Raw genomic sequence first — 20069 nt, 5'->3', positions numbered from 1 at the left:
ATCACAAACGTAGCCCTCCACCCCCAATCTGGGGCAAACTCCCGTTTTTTCCGCACCTGGCCAAGGCATGCCCATGACTCCCGCGTCGACCGTCGATGAAAAGAGCTTTCGTACCCTCCTGAGCCGAAACGTGGCCTTGCCCCTGGGCGTGGGCGTGCTCAGCGCGGTGTTTTTCGTGGTGCTGATCACGTATTTGCTGTCGGTGGTCCAGTGGGTGGCGCACACCGACCGGGTGATCAACAATCTCAATGAAACCTCAAAGCTGACGGTCGACCTGGAAACCGGTATGCGCGGGTACTTGATTACCGGCGACGAACATTTTCTCGACCCGTACGAAGTGGCCAAGCCGCGGATCCTCGCCGACCTGCGCAACCTGCAGGAGCTGGTGGCGGACAACCCGCAGCAGGTTGATCGCCTCAAGCGCCTGGAAGCCTTGCAGCTGGAGTGGAACAAATACGCCCAGTCGATGATTGATATGCAGCGCCAGAGCGGCGACTTTCGCGGCGCCGTGAAGGCGGGGCGCGGCAAGCGCCTGACCGATGAGATCCGCAAGGAATACGACGATGCCGTGGCGATGGAGCAGCAGTTTCGTATCGCCCGCAATACCGAAGTCACCCGTACCACCGTGATCAGCGTGACCTTGTATCTGGTATTCGTGCTCGGCTTGAGTGGTTTTCTGGCGTATGCCGGCCGACGGAACTTGCTCGAATTATCCGAGAGTTACAGCGCAAACATCGCTTCACAACAGAAGATCGCACGGCGCCTGGAACGCCAGGCCTGGCTGCGCAACGGCCAGACCGAACTGGCCGAGCAGGTGCTGGGCCAGCTCAGCCTGAACATGCTTGGGCGCAATATCCTGCAGTTCTTCGCTCAGTACATGGGGTCGGCGGTCGCGGCGCTGTATGTGCGCGAAGAACACGGCGGCCTCAAGCGGGTGGCCACCTATGGTTTCTCCCGCGAGCAGGAACAGCTCGAACAGTCGATCTACAGCGACGAAGGCATTGTCGGGCAAGCCGCGCAGTTGGATCGCCTGATTCGCCTGGACGACGTGCCGGTGGATTATTTCAAGGTCAGCTCGGGCCTGGGCGAAGGCGCGACCCGCAGCGTGCTGGTGGTGCCCACCAGCGATGACGATCGGGTCAATGGCGTGATCGAGCTGGGTTTCCTGCGGCCGCTGGATGAGCGTGATGTTGAACTGCTGGAGCTGATCGCCGGCAATATCGGCACCTCCATTGAAGCCGCACGCTATCGTCAGCGCCTGCAGGAAGTGCTGGCCGAGACCCAGCAGCTCAACGAAGAGTTGCAAGTGCAGCAGGAAGAACTCAAGACCGCCAACGAAGAGCTGGAGGAGCAGTCGCGCATCCTCAAGGAGTCCCAGGCCCACCTGGAAACCCAGCAGGCCGAGCTTGAGCAAACCAACGAGCAATTGGCCGAGCAGACCCAGACCCTGGCCGAGCAGCGCGACGCCATGGACCGCAAGAACGGTGAACTCAACCAGGCCCAGCTCGAATTGCAAGACCGTGCCGAAGAACTGCAGCGCTCGAGCAAGTACAAGTCCGAGTTCCTCGCCAACATGTCCCACGAGCTGCGCACGCCGCTCAACAGCTCGCTGATCCTGGCCAAGTTGCTCGCCGAGAACCCCCAGGAGAACCTCAGCGCCGAACAGGTCAAGTTCGCCGAGTCGATCTATTCGGCCGGCAATGACCTGCTCAACCTGATCAACGACATCCTGGATATTTCCAAGGTGGAGGCCGGCAAGCTCGAAGTGCGCCCGGAAAACTCCAGCGTGACGCGGCTGATCGAGGGCTTGCGCGGGATGTTCGAACCGCTGGCGGCGGATCGCAAACTGGGCTTTGAGGTTGACGTGCAGGCTGATGCGCCCGGCATGCTGTTCACCGATCGCCAGCGTCTGGAGCAGATCCTCAAGAACCTGCTGTCCAACGCGATCAAGTTCACCGAACAGGGCGAGGTCAGCCTGTCGGTGTCGCGCGCGCCGGGGCAGGGCATTGCCTTTACCGTGCGCGATTCGGGCATCGGCATTGCGCCGGACCAGCAGGAGAGCATCTTCGAAGCCTTCCGCCAGGCCGACGGCACCACCAACCGCCGCTATGGCGGCACCGGCCTGGGCTTGTCGATTTCCCGCGACCTGGCCACCTTGCTCGGCGGTTACATCAGCGTGACCAGCGAACCCGGCAAGGGCAGCGTGTTTACCCTGGTATTGCCGGAGCAGTACGTAGAACGCGAGGCCGACGCGCCGCCAATCGAGCAGCCGCGCCAGGTCGTGGTGGCGCCTGCACCGGCCCCGGTCAAGGTGTCGCCATTACCGGTGGCCGATGCGGACCTGATCCCACGCTTTGCCGACGACCGCGACAAGGCCCCGTTCACCAGCCGCTGCATCCTGGTGGTGGAAGACGAACCCAACTTTGCGCGCATCCTGTTCGACCTGGCCCATGAGCTGGGCTACCACTGCCTGGTGGCGCACGGTGCGGACGAGGGCTACAGCCTGGCCGAGGAATACATCCCCGACGCGATCCTGCTGGACATGCGCCTGCCGGACCATTCCGGCTTGACCGTGCTGCAACGTCTGAAGGAACACGCCGAGACCCGTCATATCCCGGTGCACGTGATTTCCGTGGAGGACCGCGTCGAAGCCGCCATGCACATGGGCGCCATCGGTTATGCGGTGAAACCCACCACCCGCGAAGAACTCAAGGACGTGTTCGCGCGCCTGGAAGCCAAGCTGACCCAGAAGGTCAAGCGCGTGCTGCTGGTTGAAGACGATGACCTGCAACGTGACAGCATTGCCCGCCTGATCGGCGACGATGATATCGAGATCACCGCCGTCGGCTTTGCCCAGGAAGCCCTCGACCTGCTGCGCGGCAACGTTTACGACTGCATGATCATCGACCTCAAACTGCCGGACATGCTCGGCAATGAGCTGCTCAAGCGCATGGCCACCGAGGACATCTGCTCATTCCCGCCGGTCATCGTCTACACCGGGCGCAACCTGACCCGCGACGAAGAGGCCGAGCTGCGCAAATATTCGCGCTCGATCATCATCAAGGGCGCACGCTCGCCGGAGCGCCTGCTGGATGAGGTCACACTCTTTCTGCACAAAGTCGAATCCCAGCTGTCCCATGAACGCCAGAAGATGCTCAAGACCGCCCGCAGCCGCGACAAAGTCTTTGAAGGGCGCAAGATCCTGCTGGTGGACGACGATGTGCGCAATATCTTCGCCCTGACCAGCGCCCTGGAGCACAAAGGCGCGGTGGTCGTGATCGGCCGTAATGGCCGCGAAGCCATCGACAAGCTCAATGAAGTCGAAGACATCGACTTGGTGTTGATGGACGTGATGATGCCGGAAATGGACGGTTACGAGGCTACCGCCTTGATCCGCCAGGACCCGCGTTGGAAAAAACTGCCGATTATTGCGGTCACGGCCAAGGCGATGAAGGACGATCAGGAGCGTTGCCTGGCGGCCGGTTCCAACGATTACCTGGCCAAGCCGATTGATCTGGACCGTTTGTTCTCACTCATTCGCGTATGGCTACCGAAGATGGAACGTATTTAAGTGGAGCACTGTTTTTTGGAAAAAGCAGCGACATCGAGCTGCGTCTGCTGATTGAGGCGATTTACCTCAAGTACAGCTATGACTTTCGCGACTATTCCGGGGCGTCGGTCAAGCGCCGCGTGGCCCATGCCTTGCGCCAGTTCGACTGCGCGACCATCTCGGCATTGCAGGAACGGGTGCTACACGACCCGGCGGCGTTCATGCAGTTGCTGCAGTTTTTGACGATTCCAGTGAGCGAGATGTTTCGCGACCCTTCGCACTTCCTGGCGATCCGCCAGGAAGTGGTGCCGCTGCTCAAGACCTACCCCTCGATCAAGATCTGGATCGCCGGCTGCAGCACGGGCGAGGAGGTCTATTCGATGGCCATCCTGCTGCGTGAAGAAGGGCTGCTGGAGCGCACGATCATCTACGCCACCGACATCAACCCGGCGTCCCTGGACAAAGCCAAGCAGGGCATCTTCTCCCTGGAGAATGTGCGGGCCTACACCGCCAACTATCAGCAAGCGGGCGGGCAACGTTCATTTGCCGACTACTACACAGCGGCTTACGATTACGCGATCTTCGACAAGACGCTGCGCGAAAACGTGACATTCGCCGACCACAGCCTGGCGACCGACAGCGTGTTTTCAGAAACTCAATTAATTTCGTGCCGCAATGTATTGATTTACTTCAATAAAAAATTGCAAGATCGCGCGTTCGGGTTGTTCCATGAGTCGCTGTGCCATCGTGGTTTCCTGGTGTTGGGCAGCAAGGAAACCCTGGATTTCTCCGCCTACGGCAAGCAATTCGAACCCTTGGTCAAGCAGGAACGGATCTACCGAAAATCATGAACGATGCTGTCGCCAGCCCGATTCGCGGGATTGAAGCCATCGTCGTCGGCGCGTCCGCCGGCGGCGTCGAGGCGTTGCTGAGCATTTTTGCCGAGCTGCCCGACGGCTTCGGCCTGCCGATCATTGCCGTGCTGCACCTGCCCGATGAACGCCGCAGCCAACTGGCGGAAGTCTTTGCGCGGCGCCTGCGCATCCCGGTGCAGGAAGCTCGCGACAAAGAGCTGATCGAAGCGGGCCGGTTGTATTTTGCGGGGCCTGGGTACCACCTATCGGTGGAGCAGGACCGTAGCCTGTCGCTGAGCCAGGAAGACCGCGTGCATCATTCCCGGCCGGCCATCGACTATCTGTTTACCTCGGCAGGCGATGCCTATGGCAAAGGCTTGCTGGGGATTCTGCTGACCGGTGCCAACCAGGACGGCGCGCGCGGGCTGGCCCATGTCAAGCAAGCGGGCGGCACCACCATCGTGCAAGACCCAAATGAAGCGCGGATTGCCGTGATGCCCCAGGCCGCCCTGGCCCTGCACACCCCTGACCATATTCTGACCTTGAGCCGCATTGCCGCGTTGCTGGCTTCCCTGGAACCCTCCCCATGCTAAGTACTGTCCAGGCCAAACTGCTGATCGTCGACGATCTGCCGGAAAACCTGCTGGCCCTCGAGGCGCTGATCAAGCGCGAGGACCGCCAGGTGTTCAAGGCATTGAGCGCCGACGAGGCCTTGTCCCTGTTGCTGGAACACGAATTCGCCATGGCGATTCTTGACGTGCAGATGCCTGGCATGAACGGTTTCGAGCTGGCCGAACTGATGCGCGGCACCGAAAAGACCAAGAACATCCCGATCGTCTTCGTCAGCGCCGCCGGGCGTGAACTCAATTACGCGTTCAAAGGCTATGAAAGCGGCGCGGTGGACTTTTTGCACAAGCCGCTGGATATCCATGCGGTGAAGAGCAAGGTCAACGTGTTCGTCGACCTGTACCGCCAGAGCAAGGCGATGAAGCAACAGGTCGAAGCCCTGGAGCGCAGCCGTCGTGAGCAGGAGTTGCTGCTCACGCGCCTGCAGGCCACCCAGGCCGAGTTGGAACAGGCCGTGCGCATGCGCGACGACTTTATGTCGATCGTCGCCCATGAGGTGCGTACGCCATTGAACGGGCTGATCCTTGAAACCCAATTGCGCAAGATGCACCTGGCCCGGGATAACGCGGCGGCATTCACCCTGGACAAGATGCACGCCATGGTCGACCGCGATGAGCGCCAGATCAAAAGCCTGATCCGCCTGATCGAAGACATGCTTGACGTGTCGCGCATTCGCACCGGCAAGCTGTCGATCCGCCCGGCGCGCTTCGACCTGGCGCAACTGGTCAGCAACCTGGTAGAAAATTTCGCGCCGCAAGTGGCCGCCGCAGATTCGTCGATGCGGTTGCAGACGCAAGGGCCGGTCGAAGGTAACTGGGATGAGTTCCGTATCGAGCAAGTAATCACCAACCTGCTCACGAATGCGCTGCGCTATGGGGCCAAGAGCCCGGTGGATGTGCGGGTATACACCGAACACGGTGAAGCGCGGGTGGAGGTGCGCGACCGTGGCATCGGCATCAGCGAAGAGAACCAGAAGCGTATCTTCCAGCAGTTCGAGCGCGTATCCGCCAGCCAGGTGTCGGCGGGGCTAGGCCTGGGACTGTTTATCTCCGAGCAGATCGTTGCGGCCCATGGCGGCACCATCGAGGTCGAGAGCCGGATAGGCGAGGGCGCCCTGTTTCGGGTGTGCCTGCCCCTGGATTCGTCGGCATGAAATCAATCGTCACCTTGACGCAACCTCTGCGTGACCCCATGGTCGTACGTGCAGCAACTGACCGGACAAAGGCTTCCCATGAGTGAAGATGCGCAAGATGTCGTACTGATCGTCGAAGACGACGAATCCATTATGTTTGTGCTGGGTGAATACCTGGCGGGCCTGGGGTATCGGGTCTTGAAGGCGGTAAACGGTAAGGAAGCCTTTGAGATTCTGGCGACCAAGCCGCACCTGGACCTGATGGTGACGGATTACCGCCTGCCGGGCGGTATCTCCGGCGTGCAGATCGCCGAGCCGGCGCTTAAAGTGCGGCCGGAACTGAAGGTCATCTTCATCAGCGGTTACCCGCAGGAAATTCTCGACTGTAACAGCCCGATCACGCGCAACGCGCCGATCCTGGCCAAGCCGTTTGACCTGGATACGCTGCAAGAACATATCCAGCGGTTGCTTGCCTGAGAATGGGGGCGCCTGAGCATCCAGGCGCCGTTTGGCTCAGAGGGTCAAGGCCGTAACGCGCGCGCATTGGCATTGAGCGTGCTGGCGGGTGTGTAGGCAAATTCCCATCCGACTTTTCCATCAAAACCGTTCAAAAAGCGCTGAAGACCTTCGCCGTTGCCGAGCTTGTAGACGGTCACTCCACCGCTGATCTGCCCGGTATTCCCACTGCTGATCATGGCCAGGTCCAAGTCCGGGCTGTTGGTGTTGAACAGGAACAGCTCGTTGTGATGGGTCTTCTGAATGTAGACGGTGTGGGCAAATTCCCCGCCCTCATACGCGTGCCTGAAGTTCAAGAACCCTGACTCCGTGATCTGCGCCGGATTGAAGGTGGTTTTCAGGCTGTCCGGCTTGATGCCCATCAACTCAAGATAGCCTGCGGAGTAATTGGAACCGCCTGTACGGTTGGTGGCCGCTTTCACCGTCTCCAATACGCTGGGCGAGAGGGTCTTTTCAGCTTGCCCTATGCGTATCGACGCTTCGTAGCAGATCAGGCCCTGATTGTCCGGATGCGCGTGCAACGTCTCCCAATGGTGCTTCAATTCAGCGTTCGAGAGGCTGCGTGGCCCTTGGGAAGGTGTGATGGGCGTGTCGTAGAGGGCTTTGAGGTCTGGCGTGAATACGCTGTTTTTTTGTTGCCACGCATCATCATGATCAAAGACCTTGAATTCGAGTTTATTGCGCTCAGTACCGTGGGTTTTATAGCCCTTGGCCAGCTTCTTGTCGTTGAACACCTTATCAAGCCCGCCTCGCATGGCTTCGGCGCTTGGAAACGTGGCAAGGCCATGGTTGGGGTCGTAAAAGTAGTAAGTCTTGTCGGCGCCGTTTATTTTTACGCCTGCCGCCATTGCATGGCCTGGCGAATCAATCATGACTGATTTCGAGGCGTGCGCCTGCGCCAGTTCCTTGATCATGTCTTGATAGGCGACCTGCCGAATGGGCTGCCCTGCGTGGAACGCAGCCTGGGACCCCACCTGAGTTTGAAGCCTGTTTAATTTGTCGATGAAATCCCTGGACGCCGGGTCCCTGGGAAAGGCTGCGGCGGTGTACATGTTCTTGATCAGTACGTCTTGCTTTCCCTCCGCCATCGCGCTGGCCATGGCGCGTGCGAGCGCTGCACATTGCCCTTCGGCCAGTTGTGCGGTCTGAGTGAGGTAAATAACCTGCGGCATGGCCGTTACCTCACCGAATCTCGGTTCGATGCGATCGATAAACCGGGCGGAGCCACTTCGCCCGGGCTCGTAGGCGATGTCATCATATTTTCGCACCAACATCCCGACTTGCTCCGTCGTGAGGTCCTTGTTGCCGGCCAGGGTCATAACCTGCGCAATCGTCATGTTATTGCGTGCTCCGCTGATCGTTTGCAGATCGCCATACCGATAACCCTGCTCGAAGGCTTCCTTATCGGGCCCATTTCGGTGAGTCGCGACAGTTTTTTTCCAGTCGCCGACAACACGCTCATCCAGCGGCTTGCGAGCCGTGGCTGCCGTTGCCCAATTGCCCAGCCCCTGCGTATCAATATGGGCCGAGGGCAGGAAATCCTGTAAGGGCGTCCCGTAGGGTTGTCCATTGGCGGGGTTGTAGGCGTACCACTTGCCGTGCCGCATAACCGCCGGCGCCTCGACAATTTGATGGTTGATTCGGTAGGTGCCAAAGGAAGATGAATCGTAGCGTTTGCTTGCCGATATCAGGTCATAGCCGTTTGACGTATGAGCCAGCCCGCGTAATTGCCGCAGTTCACCAGCGCTGGATGACCACACTTTTTTACCGCCGGCAATCAGGCCGCGCCCGATATCGGTGACACCGTCCAGCGGGTTAAGCGTGCCCAGCGCCGCGCGCCCGATAATCTTTGTACCGTGAGCGACTTTACTTGCAGCGGACGCACCGGCATGCAGCGCTTTGGCGCCTTTAGCCGCCGCGCCCAACGCCAGGGCAAAGCCGAAGGCATCGAATACCAGATCAATCACGCCGTCACGCACGTTACCTGCCCGAAAATTCTGAATAGCGGACCGTAAGGGGATCAGGTTGAGCAGAAATTCGCGGGCTTTTTGGTAGAACGGAACCTCGGTGTCGAACGTCGTCACGCCCTTGGCCTCATCCGCCAGTTCACGGATGCCGATATGTTTTACCAGGGTGTCGGCAATGTACCGGGTTCTCTCGCTTGCAAAGCTGTTGGGCGTGCCGCTCTGGCGTTTTGCATCGGTAACGCTTGCCGAATAAGTGCCGGAAGGTGTGATTGCCTTGAGCATCGGGCTCTTATGGGTGTGACCATCGCTGTACAGTTGCGGCCCCAGCGGATAATCCTTTAGCTCAGCACGTTGGCGAATCGTATTGTCGTTCAGATTTATTTCATACACGGTAGTGTCACCGCCGAGCACCGCTTTAATCAGTAATGCACCGGGTACTTTCGTTTCGTTCAGCGTTTGACTGAAACCCGTGTGGGAGACATGGAACTCTTGGAGCGTGGTGATCTGTGCGCACTCGATCTTTTTTCTGTCTTCGAGCGCAAGGGTCGCAATAAGGTGCTTGACTTGCGTGCCAATCGCCTTTTCAGCGGAGGAAAAGTACTGGGGAAGCTCGCTTGCGAAACGCGCGTTGATGTCAGTCAGTTGGTCAGCTTTACCAGAGATAGTCCGGAAGTCGAATTGATCACCTGCTGACCAATGGGAGGCTGGAGGCGTGCTGATAGTGCCGTGCAGGTAAAGATCCAGCACCGAATAAGGCCCCGGAAAATCACGTTGTTTCGGGACGGATGTGATGCATTTTTTCTCGAATGGTATCCGGTCGCCGTAAACCCGCTTGAGCTCATCAAGCGCCATTTTCTTGCGTTCAGGCATGGGGGTGGAGAGGGCGCTTGAGGCTTCGCTCAGCTGCGCAATCTGGTCATTGAACGCCCGAGTGACGCGACTCATCTGGTCGGCGCTGTAGTCATCCGAGGTGTTCAGTTGCAGAACCCCATTGGCTACCCCCCAATCTTTAAGCGCAGCCCACTGGGCCTGCTGTTCCACCTCTTGCTCCTGCTCCGTGACGGGGGCCAGGTCGGCCCGCTTCATGACGTCGGCATAGCTCATGTGCGCGGTTGCGCCCGGCGCCTGATGCTCAAGGCGTGCCACGGCGACACTGAAGCTGACCCAACTGTGGGAACCGCATGTCACGTTGTCGGGGATGTTCTGGACCAAAAACGCCGGTGCGCGGCGTGACAACAACAAGTGGGCCGCAATCGGCGCCATCTCCACACTGGCACGTCCCTTGGCAACCAGGTGACTGGTCAGCCCGGCGACTACGGCTGAAGGGTGCCGGCCCCAATGCGCATAGTTGGCCAGGTCAAAACCGGCGACGCCGGTTCTGACGGGGCTCGACGTGTTGCCCGCTTCGGATTCTTCGTCCAGGGTCGCGCCGAGGGCGCCCAGGGTCCAGTCGTTGATGCTATCGGGCGTCGATACCCCCTCATATCTCTGCTGCAGCGCCACGCCCAGCGCCTGGGCCTTGGGCGTCGCCAGAAGGGTTTGAATGAACTGCGTCGGGTTACTCAGCTCGGAGGTTGAATAAATTTCGTTGCGCGTCAGATAGCCCAGCAAACCTTGGCTCGATTGGTAATTCTGCAAACCACTGATGCCCAGCGTGTTTTGCCTGAGGCTACGCCTCATGCTGGACCTGTCAGCATCACTCAGCGGAATCGGCCAGGCCAATGCGCCGCCGAAGTTACCGTGAGACGCCCCTGCAAGTGGCGGGGTATCCAGTGCCTCGCCCACATTTATCAACTCGTCGATGCTGTCGGGCAGCTTCCAGCCTTTATCGCTGAGGTATTTTTCGAGGCTGACCGTAAGGGCGTCATCCAAGCCTTTGTTGAGCGAGTCGCCATGCAGCCTGAACGTCGTGCGGGCTAATTCATCGCGAATGAACGACGGCAACCGCTCGGAGGCTGGCCGCCGCCTTGGAGTTGCCGGGGCGTCAGCGAGCTTTTGCGCCTCAATGATGATAGGAATCAACTTAAAGGCCGCCGTCCTTTGGTTGTGTAGCTCCGCCAGATTGGCCTGTTCGTCGCGCAGTACCTGTTCGGATCGCTCAGGCGCCAATCGTGCCGGACCGAAGGCTTTTGACTGCTCAAGCTCTGCGGCGCGAATGCCCAGCGCCTCACGGGTTTGCCCGGTGATGGCCTCACCATAAAAATCGGCGACTTCGCGGTAGTCGGCGGTGGTTCTGTTGACCGGGGAGTAAATATAGTCGGACCTGGAAGTGAGCGCGCTTGCGGCCTGCATGATCGGCGCCATCATCGACGTCCACAAATAGCCTTGCGCGAAGCCCGAAAACGTCTTTGGCTTACCGTCGACAACGGCAACGATGTAATTGCTCGCGGGGCTGATCTCGATAGGTTTCGAACGATCAATGCCGTTGCGGCTTGCCCACACAACAAAGTGCGGGCTCGCCATCAAATTGTTCAGGTGTGACCACCATTGGCCGAACGAGGAGGCGGGAGGGATGTTCTCTATATAACGAAGCTCGCCGGTCCTGGCCGCAAGGCGCTGTGTTTGCGCCACACGCAATGCCAGCTCACTGTCGGCTATGTCGCGCGCACTCTGCGCGGCGGTTTCAGGCTCATGCCGGGGAGCCTCTTGGGGCGTCACCGCGCGTGGACGGCGCGCGGCGCTGTCGGCCGGTGTATTCGAGGGAATCTGAAGCGTTGGATGAACGAGGCGCGAAGCGATCATGGCTGGATGGGTTCCTAGGTGGATTCAGTTTCACCCCAGCGGCATATACGACGCTGCGATGGCAACTGTGTACCCTGGCCCCCTGAAGCGATTCCTTCCTTGCAGGAACGATTCGTTGCGCGATATTGCCTCGCTTGCCTTATGTCTTAATCATTTCCCTCACCTTCGCCGTCAACAGGTCGAAGGTGAACGGCTTGGTGATCAATTGCATCCCAGGGTCGAGAAAACCTCCACGCACCGCCGCATGTTCGGCGTACCCGGTGATGAACAGCACCTTGAGGTCCGGCCGTAGCTGGCGGCCGATTTCGGCCATCTGCCGACCGTTCATGCCGGGCAAGCCGACGTCGCTGATCAGCAAGTCGATACGCTGCTCGGATTCAATGATCGGCAGCGCCGTGTCGGCATCTCCGGCAACCACATAGCCGTAACCCAACTCCTTGAGCACGGCGCAGACCAGTATGCGCACCGCCGGGTCGTCCTCGACGAGCAGCACGGTTTCCCCGGCGTTGGCAAAAGGCAGCAACGCCGGGTCGACCAACGGGACCGCGTGCATTTCGCCGATAAAACGCGGCAGGAACAGGCTGACAGTGGTGCCTTTGCCCACCTCGCTGTGAATGGTGACGTGGCCGTGGGACTGGCGGGCGAACCCGTAGATCATTGACAACCCCAGGCCAGTGCCCTGGCCGATGGGTTTGGTGGTAAAGAAGGGGTCGAACACCCGGCCGATAACGCTTTCGGGTATACCGCAGCCGTTGTCGCTGATGCTCAGCTCGACGTAGTCACCCGGGGTGAGGGTGCCGTAGGCGGCGGTAAAGACGTTGTCCAGGTGGCGATTGGTGGTCTCCACCCGCAGGTTGCCACCATTGGGCATGGCATCGCGGGCATTGAGCACCAGGTTGAGCAGGGCGCTTTCCAGTTGGTTGGGGTCGGCTTCAGCGGTCCACAATTGCTCGGTGAAGCGCATCTCCAGATGGATGCTTTCATTGATGCTGCGTTGCAGCAGTTCGCCCATGGAACTGACCAACTGGTTGATATTGACCGGCTTGGAATCCAGCGATTGGCGGCGGGAAAACGCCAGCAGGCGGTGAGTCAGGCCGGCGGCACGGTTGGCGGACGTGACGCCCAGGTCGATCAGGCTATCGAGGTCGTCGAGTTTGCCGCGTGCCACGCGCCTTCGCAGCAGCTCCAGGCTGCCGATAATCCCGGTGAGCATATTGTTGAAGTCGTGGGCAATGCCGCCGGTGAGTTGGCCCACGGCCTCCATTTTCTGCGATTGACGCAGGGCTTCCTCGTTGTTGCGCAATTGCGCGGTGCGTTCCTCGACTTGCTGCTCAAGGGTTTCCAGGGTGCGTTGCAGGCGCAGTTCGCTCTCGCCCAGGTCGATCAGGCGGTCGCGGGCTTCATATTGGCGGCGCCGACCGCGCAGCGCCGTGCTGACCAGGCTGATCAGCGTGACGGGATGGAAGGGCCGCTCCAGGAATGTCACGTTGCCCAGCAGGCCGCTGAGGTGCGACGAGCCGTTCTGCTCGCCGCCACCGTGATGGGTCATCAGCACGATGGGCATGTCCGACCATGGCGGCTGTTGATGCAGGTACTCCAGCAGCGGCTCCAGATCGGCGCCACGCAAGGCTTCGGCGGCGATGATCAGCAGGCCGGCGCCCTGTTCCAGGGCCTCGCACAACATTGGCAGGTGCGTGGCGACGATGCCGCTGTAACCCGCCTCGTTGAGCATTTGCAGGGCCAGTGCGCTGTCGCGACCCAATGGCGCCAGGATGATTGCGCGTTCGGACACACCGGGTAGAGTCGGCACTATCCCTCTTCCTTGAGCAGAGGGGAGCCGGCCCCCATGTAGGTGGGGATGCCGCGCAGTACGCCCTGGAAGTTGTCCAAGGGCTCGCCGACGGTCAAGCCACGGCTGCTGATGCGGTATTCGCGAATCGTCGATTCGTGGGAGCCGGTGCGTTTCTTGATGATCGAAATGGCGCGACGCACTTTGCCCAATGCCTCGAAGTAACGCAGCAGAATCACGGTGTCGGCCAAATAAGTGATGTCGACCGGTGTCTGCATGTCGCCGACCAGCCCGTGCTGGGCGATAGTCATGAAGGTGGCCGCGCCGCGACGGTTGAGGTACAGCAGCAACTCGTGCATATGCAGGATCAACGCGTTCTCTTCCGGCATTGCCGCCTGGTAGCCGTTGATGCTGTCGATCACCACGGTCTTGATCCCGCGTTCGTCGACACAACGGCGCACCCGGTGGGAGAACTCGCCGGGAGACAGTTCGGCGGCGTCCACTTGTTCGATCAAAAGGTTGCCGGTGGCCTGCAGGGCGGCGAGGTCGATGCCCATGTTTTTCATGCGCTCGAACAACAACCCCAGCTCTTCATCAAAGATGAACAGCGCGGCTTTTTCCCCGCGTGCCACGGCGGCAGCGGCGAAGATCATCGAGATCAGCGATTTACCGGTACCGGCCGGGCCCAGGATCAGGCTGCTGGAGCCGGTCTCGACGCCACCGCCCATCAGCGCATCCATTTCCAGAATGCCGCTGCTCAGGGTCTGCCGCACGTAGCCACCACGGTGTTCCGCCGCCACCAGGCGCGGGAACACGTGGATGCCGTCTTGCATGATCGTGAAATCATGAAAGCCGCCACGGTATTTCTGGCCGCGGTACTTCACGATCCGCACGCGACGGCGCTCGGCACCGTAGCTGGGCGTCAGTTCTTCCAGGCGAATCACCCCGTGGGCCACGCTGTGTACGGTTTTATCCAGGGATTCGGTGGTCAGGTCATCCAGCAGCAGTACGGTGGCGTCGTAACGCACGAAGTAATGTTTGATCGCCAGGATCTGCCGGCGATAGCGCAATGAGCTTTGCGCCAACAGGCGGATTTCCGAAAGGCTGTCGATCACCACGCGGGCGGGCTTGACCCGCTCCACCACTTCGAAGATCTCGCCGGGTGGCTTCGCCCAGTTCAAGGTCCGAGGAATACAGCAGGCTTTGCTGGTGCTCGGCGTTGAGCAGGCTTTCGGGTGGGGTCAGTTCAAAAATGTGGATGTTGTCATCCAGGTCCCACCCGTGGGATTTGGCGCCCTGGCGCAGCTCGCGCTCAGTCTCCGAGAGGGTGATATACAAAGATCGCTCGCCGTTTTTCGCTCCGGCCTGGAGGAAATGCAGCGCCACGGTGGTCTTGCCAGTGCCAGGTTCGCCTTCGAGCAGGAACAGGTGGCTACGTGAGAGCCCCCGGAAAGAATGTCATCAAGACCTTCGATGCCGGTGGCCGCCTTTTCACTGAACAGCGCTTTGGATGTAGACAAGAAGTGCCCTCGATTCAGGTACAAGTAGAGGGGCATGCCCGTCACGACATGCCATGTTCACTTGACCATGGCACTTTGCAGCCGTTCCACAATTGCTGCAATTTGTCGCTGTAAGCGGCCGCTGTACAACCCGTTTTGGCGGGTCTACAGGCCTTGTTGCAGCGCCGGATCATCGGGGTTCTGCTGTTCCAGTTGAGCCAGTAACACCTGCACATTCTGCAATTGGCCGCTCTCTTTCCAGTAGTTGACCAGCAACACCCGCGCCTTGCGGTTGGCGGGGTGGCGCTGCACGATCTCCTCCAGCTGGCGCTGCGCGGCTTCCAGTTCCTGTTGGTCGTGCAGGGTGGTGGCCAGGTCGTAGCGGTAATCCTGATGGTCCGGCTCCAGTTCCACCGCCTTGGACAGGCCGAGCAACGCATAAGGCCGCTCGCCATGGTGCAGCAGCCACATACCCAGGGCGTGTTGCAGGTACGCCGACTCGGGGTGTGCCGCCAATTGGCGCGCCAATAGTTGCCGCGACTCTTCGGTCTTGCCTTGTTTATCCAGCAACTCGATTTGCGCCACCACGGCCTGGAGGTTGTCCGGCTCCAGGCGCATCGCTTGCTCCAGGGCATTTTGTGCATCGGGCAGCAGCGCGCTGTGGATGTAAAGGCGCGCCAGTTGAATCCAGCCATCGGCGGTTTCGGGCTGGGCCTTGAGGTATTTCACGAATTCATCCAGCACTTGCTGCAACGGCCCGAAATACAGGCCCAGGGTGTCCGGCGACAAGCCGAGCAGGGCATTGGCGGCAGCAAAGCGCACGCTTTGCTCCGGGTCATCGAGCAGCGGGCCGAGCAACAGCGTGCGCTGCCCGCTGGGCACCAGGCCCACAATGCTGTGGATCGCCGCTTCGCGCACCCGTGGCGAGTCGCTGGCCAGGTCTTTGTCCGCCAGCTTCAAGGCTTGGGGGCTGGGGTAGTTGGGCAACTCGGCGTGCAATGCGGCACGACGCTCTTCAGACAGGTCCGGCCGCCCCAATTGCTGATACAGCACACGGGCGGCCCCCGGCTCGCCGTTACGGGCCTGTTTCAGGGCCTTGGAGTAACCATGGGCAATGGCAGGCGCCACCGCCACCGGGGTGGAACGGGACAAATACCAGGTGATCAGCACAATAAAGAATAGGGCGCACAGGCCAACGATGGCGTAACGGCGTGACTTTGACATGCAGGCGTCCAAAAGCTCGAACAGCGAGGGAAAAGTCGTCAGCTTCTGTCAGACCAAGGCAGGTGTCAAACCCGCATCAACGGAGTACGTACGCCACCGGATCAAGGACCGGTGCCCCCAGGACGTTGAGCCGGCGGGGTCTATGCTCCAGGAGCATTGGCCAAAACAGTCAGCCATGTTGAAGGCTTTGACCATTGCTGCTCAACGGCGCTGAAGCGACTATTCGGCCCATACGCTCGTTACCCGGTCCATCGTTCAAGGAAACAATGATGCAGATTGAAAACAAGGTTTTTCTGGTCAGCGGCGGCGCTTCGGGCCTCGGCGCAGCCACCGCTGAAATGCTGGTAGCCGCCGGTGCCAAGGTAATGCTGGTGGACCTGAACGCCGACGCAGTGGCGGCCAAGGCCAGGCAGTTGGGCGATAGCGCCCGCAGCGTGGTAGCCGATATCAGCCAGGAGGCCGCTTGCGAAGCCGCCGTGCAGGCCGCTGTTGCGGCCTTTGGTGGCCTGCACGGGCTGGTCAACTGCGCGGGTGTGGTGCGCGGCGAAAAAATCCTCGGCAAGAACGGCCCCCATGGGCTGGCGAGTTTTGCCCAGGTGATCAACGTCAACCTGATCGGCAGCTTCAACCTGCTGCGCCTGGCGGCGGCGGCTATCGCCGAAACCGAGGCGAATGCCGATGGCGAACGCGGGGTGATCATCAACACCGCCTCCGTGGCGGCGTTCGACGGCCAGATCGGGCAGGCGGCGTACGCCGCGTCCAAAGGTGCGATTGCCAGCCTCACATTGCCGGCGGCCCGGGAACTCGCGCGCGTGGGTATTCGGGTGATGACCATTGCGCCCGGCATCTTCGAAACGCCGATGATGGCCGGCATGACCGAGCAAGTGCGCGACTCCCTGGCCGCCGGCGTGCCATTCCCGCCACGCCTGGGCAAACCGGCTGAATACGCCGCGCTGGTGCGGCACATTATTGAAAACAGCATGCTCAATGGCGAGGTGATCCGTCTCGACGGCGCCTTGCGCATGGCGGCCAAGTAAGGAGCGGTACTCATGAGTGATCCCATTGTTATTGTCAGTGCAGTGCGCACGCCCATGGGCGGCTTTCAGGGCGACCTCAAAGGCCTGACCGCGCCGCAGTTGGGTTCTGCCGCGATTCGTGCGGCGGTCGAGCGCGCCGGTATCGCCCCGGATGCCGTGGATGAGGTGCTGTTCGGCTGCGTGCTGCCCGCCGGCCTGGGCCAGGCGCCCGCACGCCAAGCGGCGTTGGGCGCGGGCCTGGACAAGTCGACCCGTTGCACCACCCTCAACAAAATGTGCGGCTCGGGCATGGAGGCGGCGATCCTGGCCCATGATTCGCTGCTGGCCGGCAGCGTCGAGGTAGTGATTGCCGGCGGCATGGAGAGCATGTCCAACGCGCCGTATCTGCTGGACCGCGCCCGCAGCGGTTACCGCATGGGCCATGGCCGCGTGCTGGACCATATGTTCCTCGACGGCCTGGAAGACGCCTACGACAAAGGCCGCCTGATGGGCACCTTCGCCGAAGACTGCGCCCTGCATAACGGTTTCAGCCGCGAGGCCCAGGACGCATTTGCCATCGCCTCCCTGACCCGTGCCCAGGATGCGATCACCCATGGCAACTTCGCCGCCGAGATCGTCCCGGTACAGGTCACCGTGGGCAAGGAGCAGAAAACCATCCTCCACGACGAACAGCCCCCCAAGGCCAAGTTGGACAAGATCAGCAGCCTGAAACCGGCTTTCCGCGAAGGCGGCACGGTGACGGCGGCCAATTCCAGCTCGATTTCCGACGGTGCGGCCGCGTTGCTGCTGATGCGTGAGTCCGAAGCGTTCAAGCGTGGGCTCAAACCATTGGCGGTGATCCGCGGCCATGCGGCGTTCGCCGACGAGCCGGGGCTGTTTCCGGTGGCGCCAGTGGGGGCGATCCGCACGCTGATGAGTAAGACCGGCTGGGACTTGGCCGAGGTCGACCTGTTCGAGATCAACGAAGCTTTCGCCGTGGTCAGCCTGGTGACCATGAGCAAACTGGATATCCCCCACGCCAAGGTCAATGTCCACGGTGGCGCCTGCGCGCTGGGGCATCCGATCGGGGCCTCCGGTGCGCGCATCCTCGTGACCCTGCTCTCGGCCCTGCGCCAGAAAGGCCTCACGCGAGGTGTTGCCGCCATCTGCATCGGCGGTGGCGAAGCCACGGCCATGGCCGTCGAATGCCTGTATTAAGGACTCTGCACCATGCTGCCCAATGACGAACAACTGCAAATCAGCGACGCGGCCCGGCAATTTGCCCAGGAGCGCCTGAAACCCTTCGCCGCCGACTGGGACCGTGAACACCGCTTTCCCAGGAAGCCATCGGCGAGATGGCCGAACTGGGCTTTTTCGGCATGCTGGTGCCGGAACAGTGGGGCGGTTGCGACACCGGTTACCTGGCCTACGCCATGGCCCTGGAAGAAATCGCCGCCGGTGACGGCGCCTGCTCGACCATCATGAGCGTGCACAACTCGGTAGGGTGCGTGCCGATCCTGACGTTCGGCAACGAGCAACAGAAAGCGCAATTTCTTACGCCCCTGGCCAGCGGCGCCATGCTCGGTGCTTTCGCGCTGACCGAACCCCAGGCCGGCTCCGACGCCAGCAGCCTGAAGACCCGTGCGCGCCTCAACGGCGACCACTATGTGCTCAACGGCTGCAAGCAGTTCATCACCTCCGGGCAAAACGCGGGCGTTGTGATTGTGTTCGCGGTCACCGACCCGGCTGCCGGCAAGCGTGGCATCAGCGCGTTTATCGTGCCCACCGATTCGCCGGGCTACAGCGTGGCGCGGGTTGAAGACAAACTTGGCCAGCATGCGTCGGACACCTGCCAGATCCTGTTTGAGGACGTGAAAGTGCCGGTGGCCAACCGCTTGGGTGAGGAGGGCGAAGGCTACAAAATCGCCCTGGCCAACCTTGAAGGCGGTCGCGTCGGCATCGCCTCGCAGGCCGTGGGCATGGCCCGCGCCGCGTTTGAGGCGGCGCGTGATTACGCCCGTGAACGCGAGAGCTTCGGCAAGGCGCTGGTCGAGCACCAGGCCGTGGCGTTTCGCCTGGCCGACATGGCGACGCAAATCGCCGTGGCCCGGCAAATGGTGCACTACGCCGCGGCCCTGCGTGACAGCGGCAAGCCGGCCCTGGTGGAAGCATCGATGGCCAAGCTGTTTGCCTCTGAAATGGCCGAAAAAGTCTGTTCGGCCGCCTTGCAAACCCTGGGCGGTTACGGTTACCTGAGCGACTTCCCCCTGGAGCGGATCTACCGCGATGTGCGGGTCTGCCAGATTTACGAAGGCACCAGCGATATTCAACGCATGGTCATCTCACGCAATCTTTAAGGAGCCGATACATGAGTTACGAAACGATTTTGCTCGACGTCCAGGGCCGTGTCGGGCTGATTACCCTCAATCGCCCCCAAGCCCTCAATGCGCTCAACGCGCAATTGGTCAGCGAGCTGAACCAGGCGCTGGACGGCCTGGAAGCCGACCCGCAAATCGGTTGCATCGTACTGACCGGCTCGAAAAAAGCCTTCGCCGCCGGCGCCGATATCAAGGAAATGGCCGAGCTGACCTACCCGCAGATCTACCTGGACGATCTGTTCAGTGACAGCGACCGCGTGGCCAACCGCCGCAAGCCGATCATTGCCGCCGTGAATGGTTTTGCCCTGGGCGGCGGCTGTGAGCTGGCGCTGATGTGCGACTTTATCCTGGCCGGTGATGGCGCCAAGTTCGGTCAGCCGGAGATCAACCTCGGCGTGCTGCCGGGCATGGGTGGCACTCAGCGCCTGACCCGTGCGGTGGGCAAGGCCAAGGCCATGGAAATGTGCCTGACCGGGCGCTTTATCGACGCCGTGGAGGCCGAACGCTGTGGGATTGTCGCGCGTATCGTGCCGGCCGATGAGCTGCTGGACGAAGCGCTGAAAGTCGCCACGCTGATTGCCGGCAAATCGGTGCCGATCAGCATGATGGTCAAGGAAAGTGTGAACCGTGCGTTTGAAGTGAGCCTGTCCGAAGGCGTGCGGTTTGAGCGCCGGGTGTTCCATGCGGCGTTTGCGACGCTGGATCAGAAGGAAGGCATGGCGGCATTCGTGGCCAAACGGGCGCCGGAGTTCAAGGACAAGTAACACGCTCCCAA

11 protein-coding genes and 2 pseudogenes are annotated in these 20069 nt (G+C 60.9%); 9 read left to right on the top strand and 4 right to left on the bottom strand.

What is annotated here, in order from left to right; genetic code table 11:
• Positions 1–73 precede the first annotated feature (73 nt).
• The 5 genes from AB4O25_RS05155 to AB4O25_RS05135 all read left to right on the top strand — a co-directional run bounded on the left by AB4O25_RS05155 (position 74) and on the right by AB4O25_RS05135 (position 6640).
• Positions 74–3571: a response regulator gene (locus AB4O25_RS05155; protein ID WP_460150602.1), complete on the top strand. Its 3498-nt coding sequence runs from the start codon at positions 74–76 to the stop codon at positions 3569–3571.
• Positions 3544–4401: a CheR family methyltransferase gene (locus tag AB4O25_RS05150; RefSeq protein WP_460150601.1), complete on the top strand. Its 858-nt coding sequence runs from the start codon at positions 3544–3546 to the stop codon at positions 4399–4401. Before AB4O25_RS05155 ends, AB4O25_RS05150 begins: the two co-directional genes overlap by 28 nt.
• The gene (locus AB4O25_RS05145; protein WP_017528051.1) at positions 4398–4997 is read left to right on the top strand and encodes a chemotaxis protein CheB; all 600 of its coding nucleotides are present in this window, start codon (positions 4398–4400) and stop codon (positions 4995–4997) included. The genes AB4O25_RS05150 and AB4O25_RS05145 overlap by 4 nt, the downstream gene beginning before the upstream one ends.
• Positions 4991–6184, top strand: coding sequence for a hybrid sensor histidine kinase/response regulator (locus AB4O25_RS05140; protein ID WP_460150600.1), 1194 nt, complete (start codon positions 4991–4993; stop codon positions 6182–6184). Before AB4O25_RS05145 ends, AB4O25_RS05140 begins: the two co-directional genes overlap by 7 nt.
• A gap of 78 nt (positions 6185–6262) precedes the next feature.
• Positions 6263–6640 carry a response regulator gene (locus AB4O25_RS05135; RefSeq protein WP_017528049.1) on the top strand — a complete coding sequence of 126 codons (378 nt, stop codon included), beginning with the start codon at positions 6263–6265 and terminating at the stop codon, positions 6638–6640.
• Between the two features lie 44 nt (positions 6641–6684).
• Here the strand turns inward: AB4O25_RS05135 and AB4O25_RS05130 are convergent, their stop codons facing one another.
• From AB4O25_RS05130 to AB4O25_RS05115, 4 genes and pseudogenes are all read right to left on the bottom strand, one after another.
• Positions 6685–11388 carry a hypothetical protein gene (locus AB4O25_RS05130; protein WP_460150599.1) on the bottom strand — a complete coding sequence of 1568 codons (4704 nt, stop codon included), beginning with the start codon at positions 11386–11388 and terminating at the stop codon, positions 6685–6687.
• A gap of 139 nt (positions 11389–11527) precedes the next feature.
• A complete protein-coding gene (locus AB4O25_RS05125; protein ID WP_460150945.1) occupies positions 11528–13120 on the bottom strand; it encodes an ATP-binding protein in 1593 nt (530 codons plus the stop codon).
• A gap of 77 nt (positions 13121–13197) precedes the next feature.
• Positions 13198–14697, bottom strand: a pseudogene (locus AB4O25_RS05120) (ATPase domain-containing protein).
• 144 nt (positions 14698–14841) lie between these two features.
• Entirely contained in the window at positions 14842–15900 is a 1059-nt protein-coding gene (locus AB4O25_RS05115; RefSeq protein ID WP_017528045.1) for a tetratricopeptide repeat protein, read from the bottom strand.
• Positions 15901–16169: 269 nt separating this feature from the next.
• On the opposite strand from AB4O25_RS05115, the gene AB4O25_RS05110 reads away from it, so the two are divergent.
• The 4 genes and pseudogenes from AB4O25_RS05110 to AB4O25_RS05095 all read left to right on the top strand — a co-directional run bounded on the left by AB4O25_RS05110 (position 16170) and on the right by AB4O25_RS05095 (position 20058).
• On the top strand, positions 16170–16937 hold the full coding sequence (locus AB4O25_RS05110; RefSeq protein WP_116078779.1) for an SDR family NAD(P)-dependent oxidoreductase: 768 nt from the start codon (positions 16170–16172) through the stop codon (positions 16935–16937).
• Between the two features lie 12 nt (positions 16938–16949).
• The gene (locus AB4O25_RS05105) at positions 16950–18134 is read left to right on the top strand and encodes an acetyl-CoA C-acyltransferase (protein WP_068931850.1); all 1185 of its coding nucleotides are present in this window, start codon (positions 16950–16952) and stop codon (positions 18132–18134) included.
• Between the two features lie 12 nt (positions 18135–18146).
• A pseudogene (locus AB4O25_RS05100) lies at positions 18147–19273 on the top strand (acyl-CoA dehydrogenase).
• A gap of 11 nt (positions 19274–19284) precedes the next feature.
• Complete coding sequence (locus tag AB4O25_RS05095) at positions 19285–20058, top strand: enoyl-CoA hydratase (RefSeq protein ID WP_017528040.1); 774 nt, start codon at positions 19285–19287, stop codon at positions 20056–20058.
• Positions 20059–20069 lie beyond the last annotated feature (11 nt).

It is taken from the genome of Pseudomonas sp. S3_A03 (assembly GCF_054668275.1).
Note: the sequence above shows the minus strand (reverse complement) of the source record. Positions and strands in the feature narration are given on the sequence as shown.

What these genes read in the sequence shown, in the direction of transcription:
- AB4O25_RS05155 (WP_460150602.1), top strand. Translation starts at nt 74, where the DNA reads ATGACTCCCGCGTCGACCGTCGATGAAAAGAGCTTTCGTACCCTCCTG.
- AB4O25_RS05150 (WP_460150601.1), top strand. Translation starts at nt 3,544, where the DNA reads ATGGCTACCGAAGATGGAACGTATTTAAGTGGAGCACTGTTTTTTGGA.
- AB4O25_RS05145 (WP_017528051.1), top strand. Translation starts at nt 4,398, where the DNA reads ATGAACGATGCTGTCGCCAGCCCGATTCGCGGGATTGAAGCCATCGTC.
- AB4O25_RS05140 (WP_460150600.1), top strand. Translation starts at nt 4,991, where the DNA reads ATGCTAAGTACTGTCCAGGCCAAACTGCTGATCGTCGACGATCTGCCG.
- AB4O25_RS05135 (WP_017528049.1), top strand. Translation starts at nt 6,263, where the DNA reads ATGAGTGAAGATGCGCAAGATGTCGTACTGATCGTCGAAGACGACGAA.
- AB4O25_RS05130 (WP_460150599.1), bottom strand. Translation starts at nt 11,388, where the DNA reads ATGATCGCTTCGCGCCTCGTTCATCCAACGCTTCAGATTCCCTCGAAT.
- AB4O25_RS05125 (WP_460150945.1), bottom strand. Translation starts at nt 13,120, where the DNA reads ATGCTCAACGAGGCGGGTTACAGCGGCATCGTCGCCACGCACCTGCCA.
- AB4O25_RS05115 (WP_017528045.1), bottom strand. Translation starts at nt 15,900, where the DNA reads ATGTCAAAGTCACGCCGTTACGCCATCGTTGGCCTGTGCGCCCTATTC.
- AB4O25_RS05110 (WP_116078779.1), top strand. Translation starts at nt 16,170, where the DNA reads ATGCAGATTGAAAACAAGGTTTTTCTGGTCAGCGGCGGCGCTTCGGGC.
- AB4O25_RS05105 (WP_068931850.1), top strand. Translation starts at nt 16,950, where the DNA reads ATGAGTGATCCCATTGTTATTGTCAGTGCAGTGCGCACGCCCATGGGC.
- AB4O25_RS05095 (WP_017528040.1), top strand. Translation starts at nt 19,285, where the DNA reads ATGAGTTACGAAACGATTTTGCTCGACGTCCAGGGCCGTGTCGGGCTG.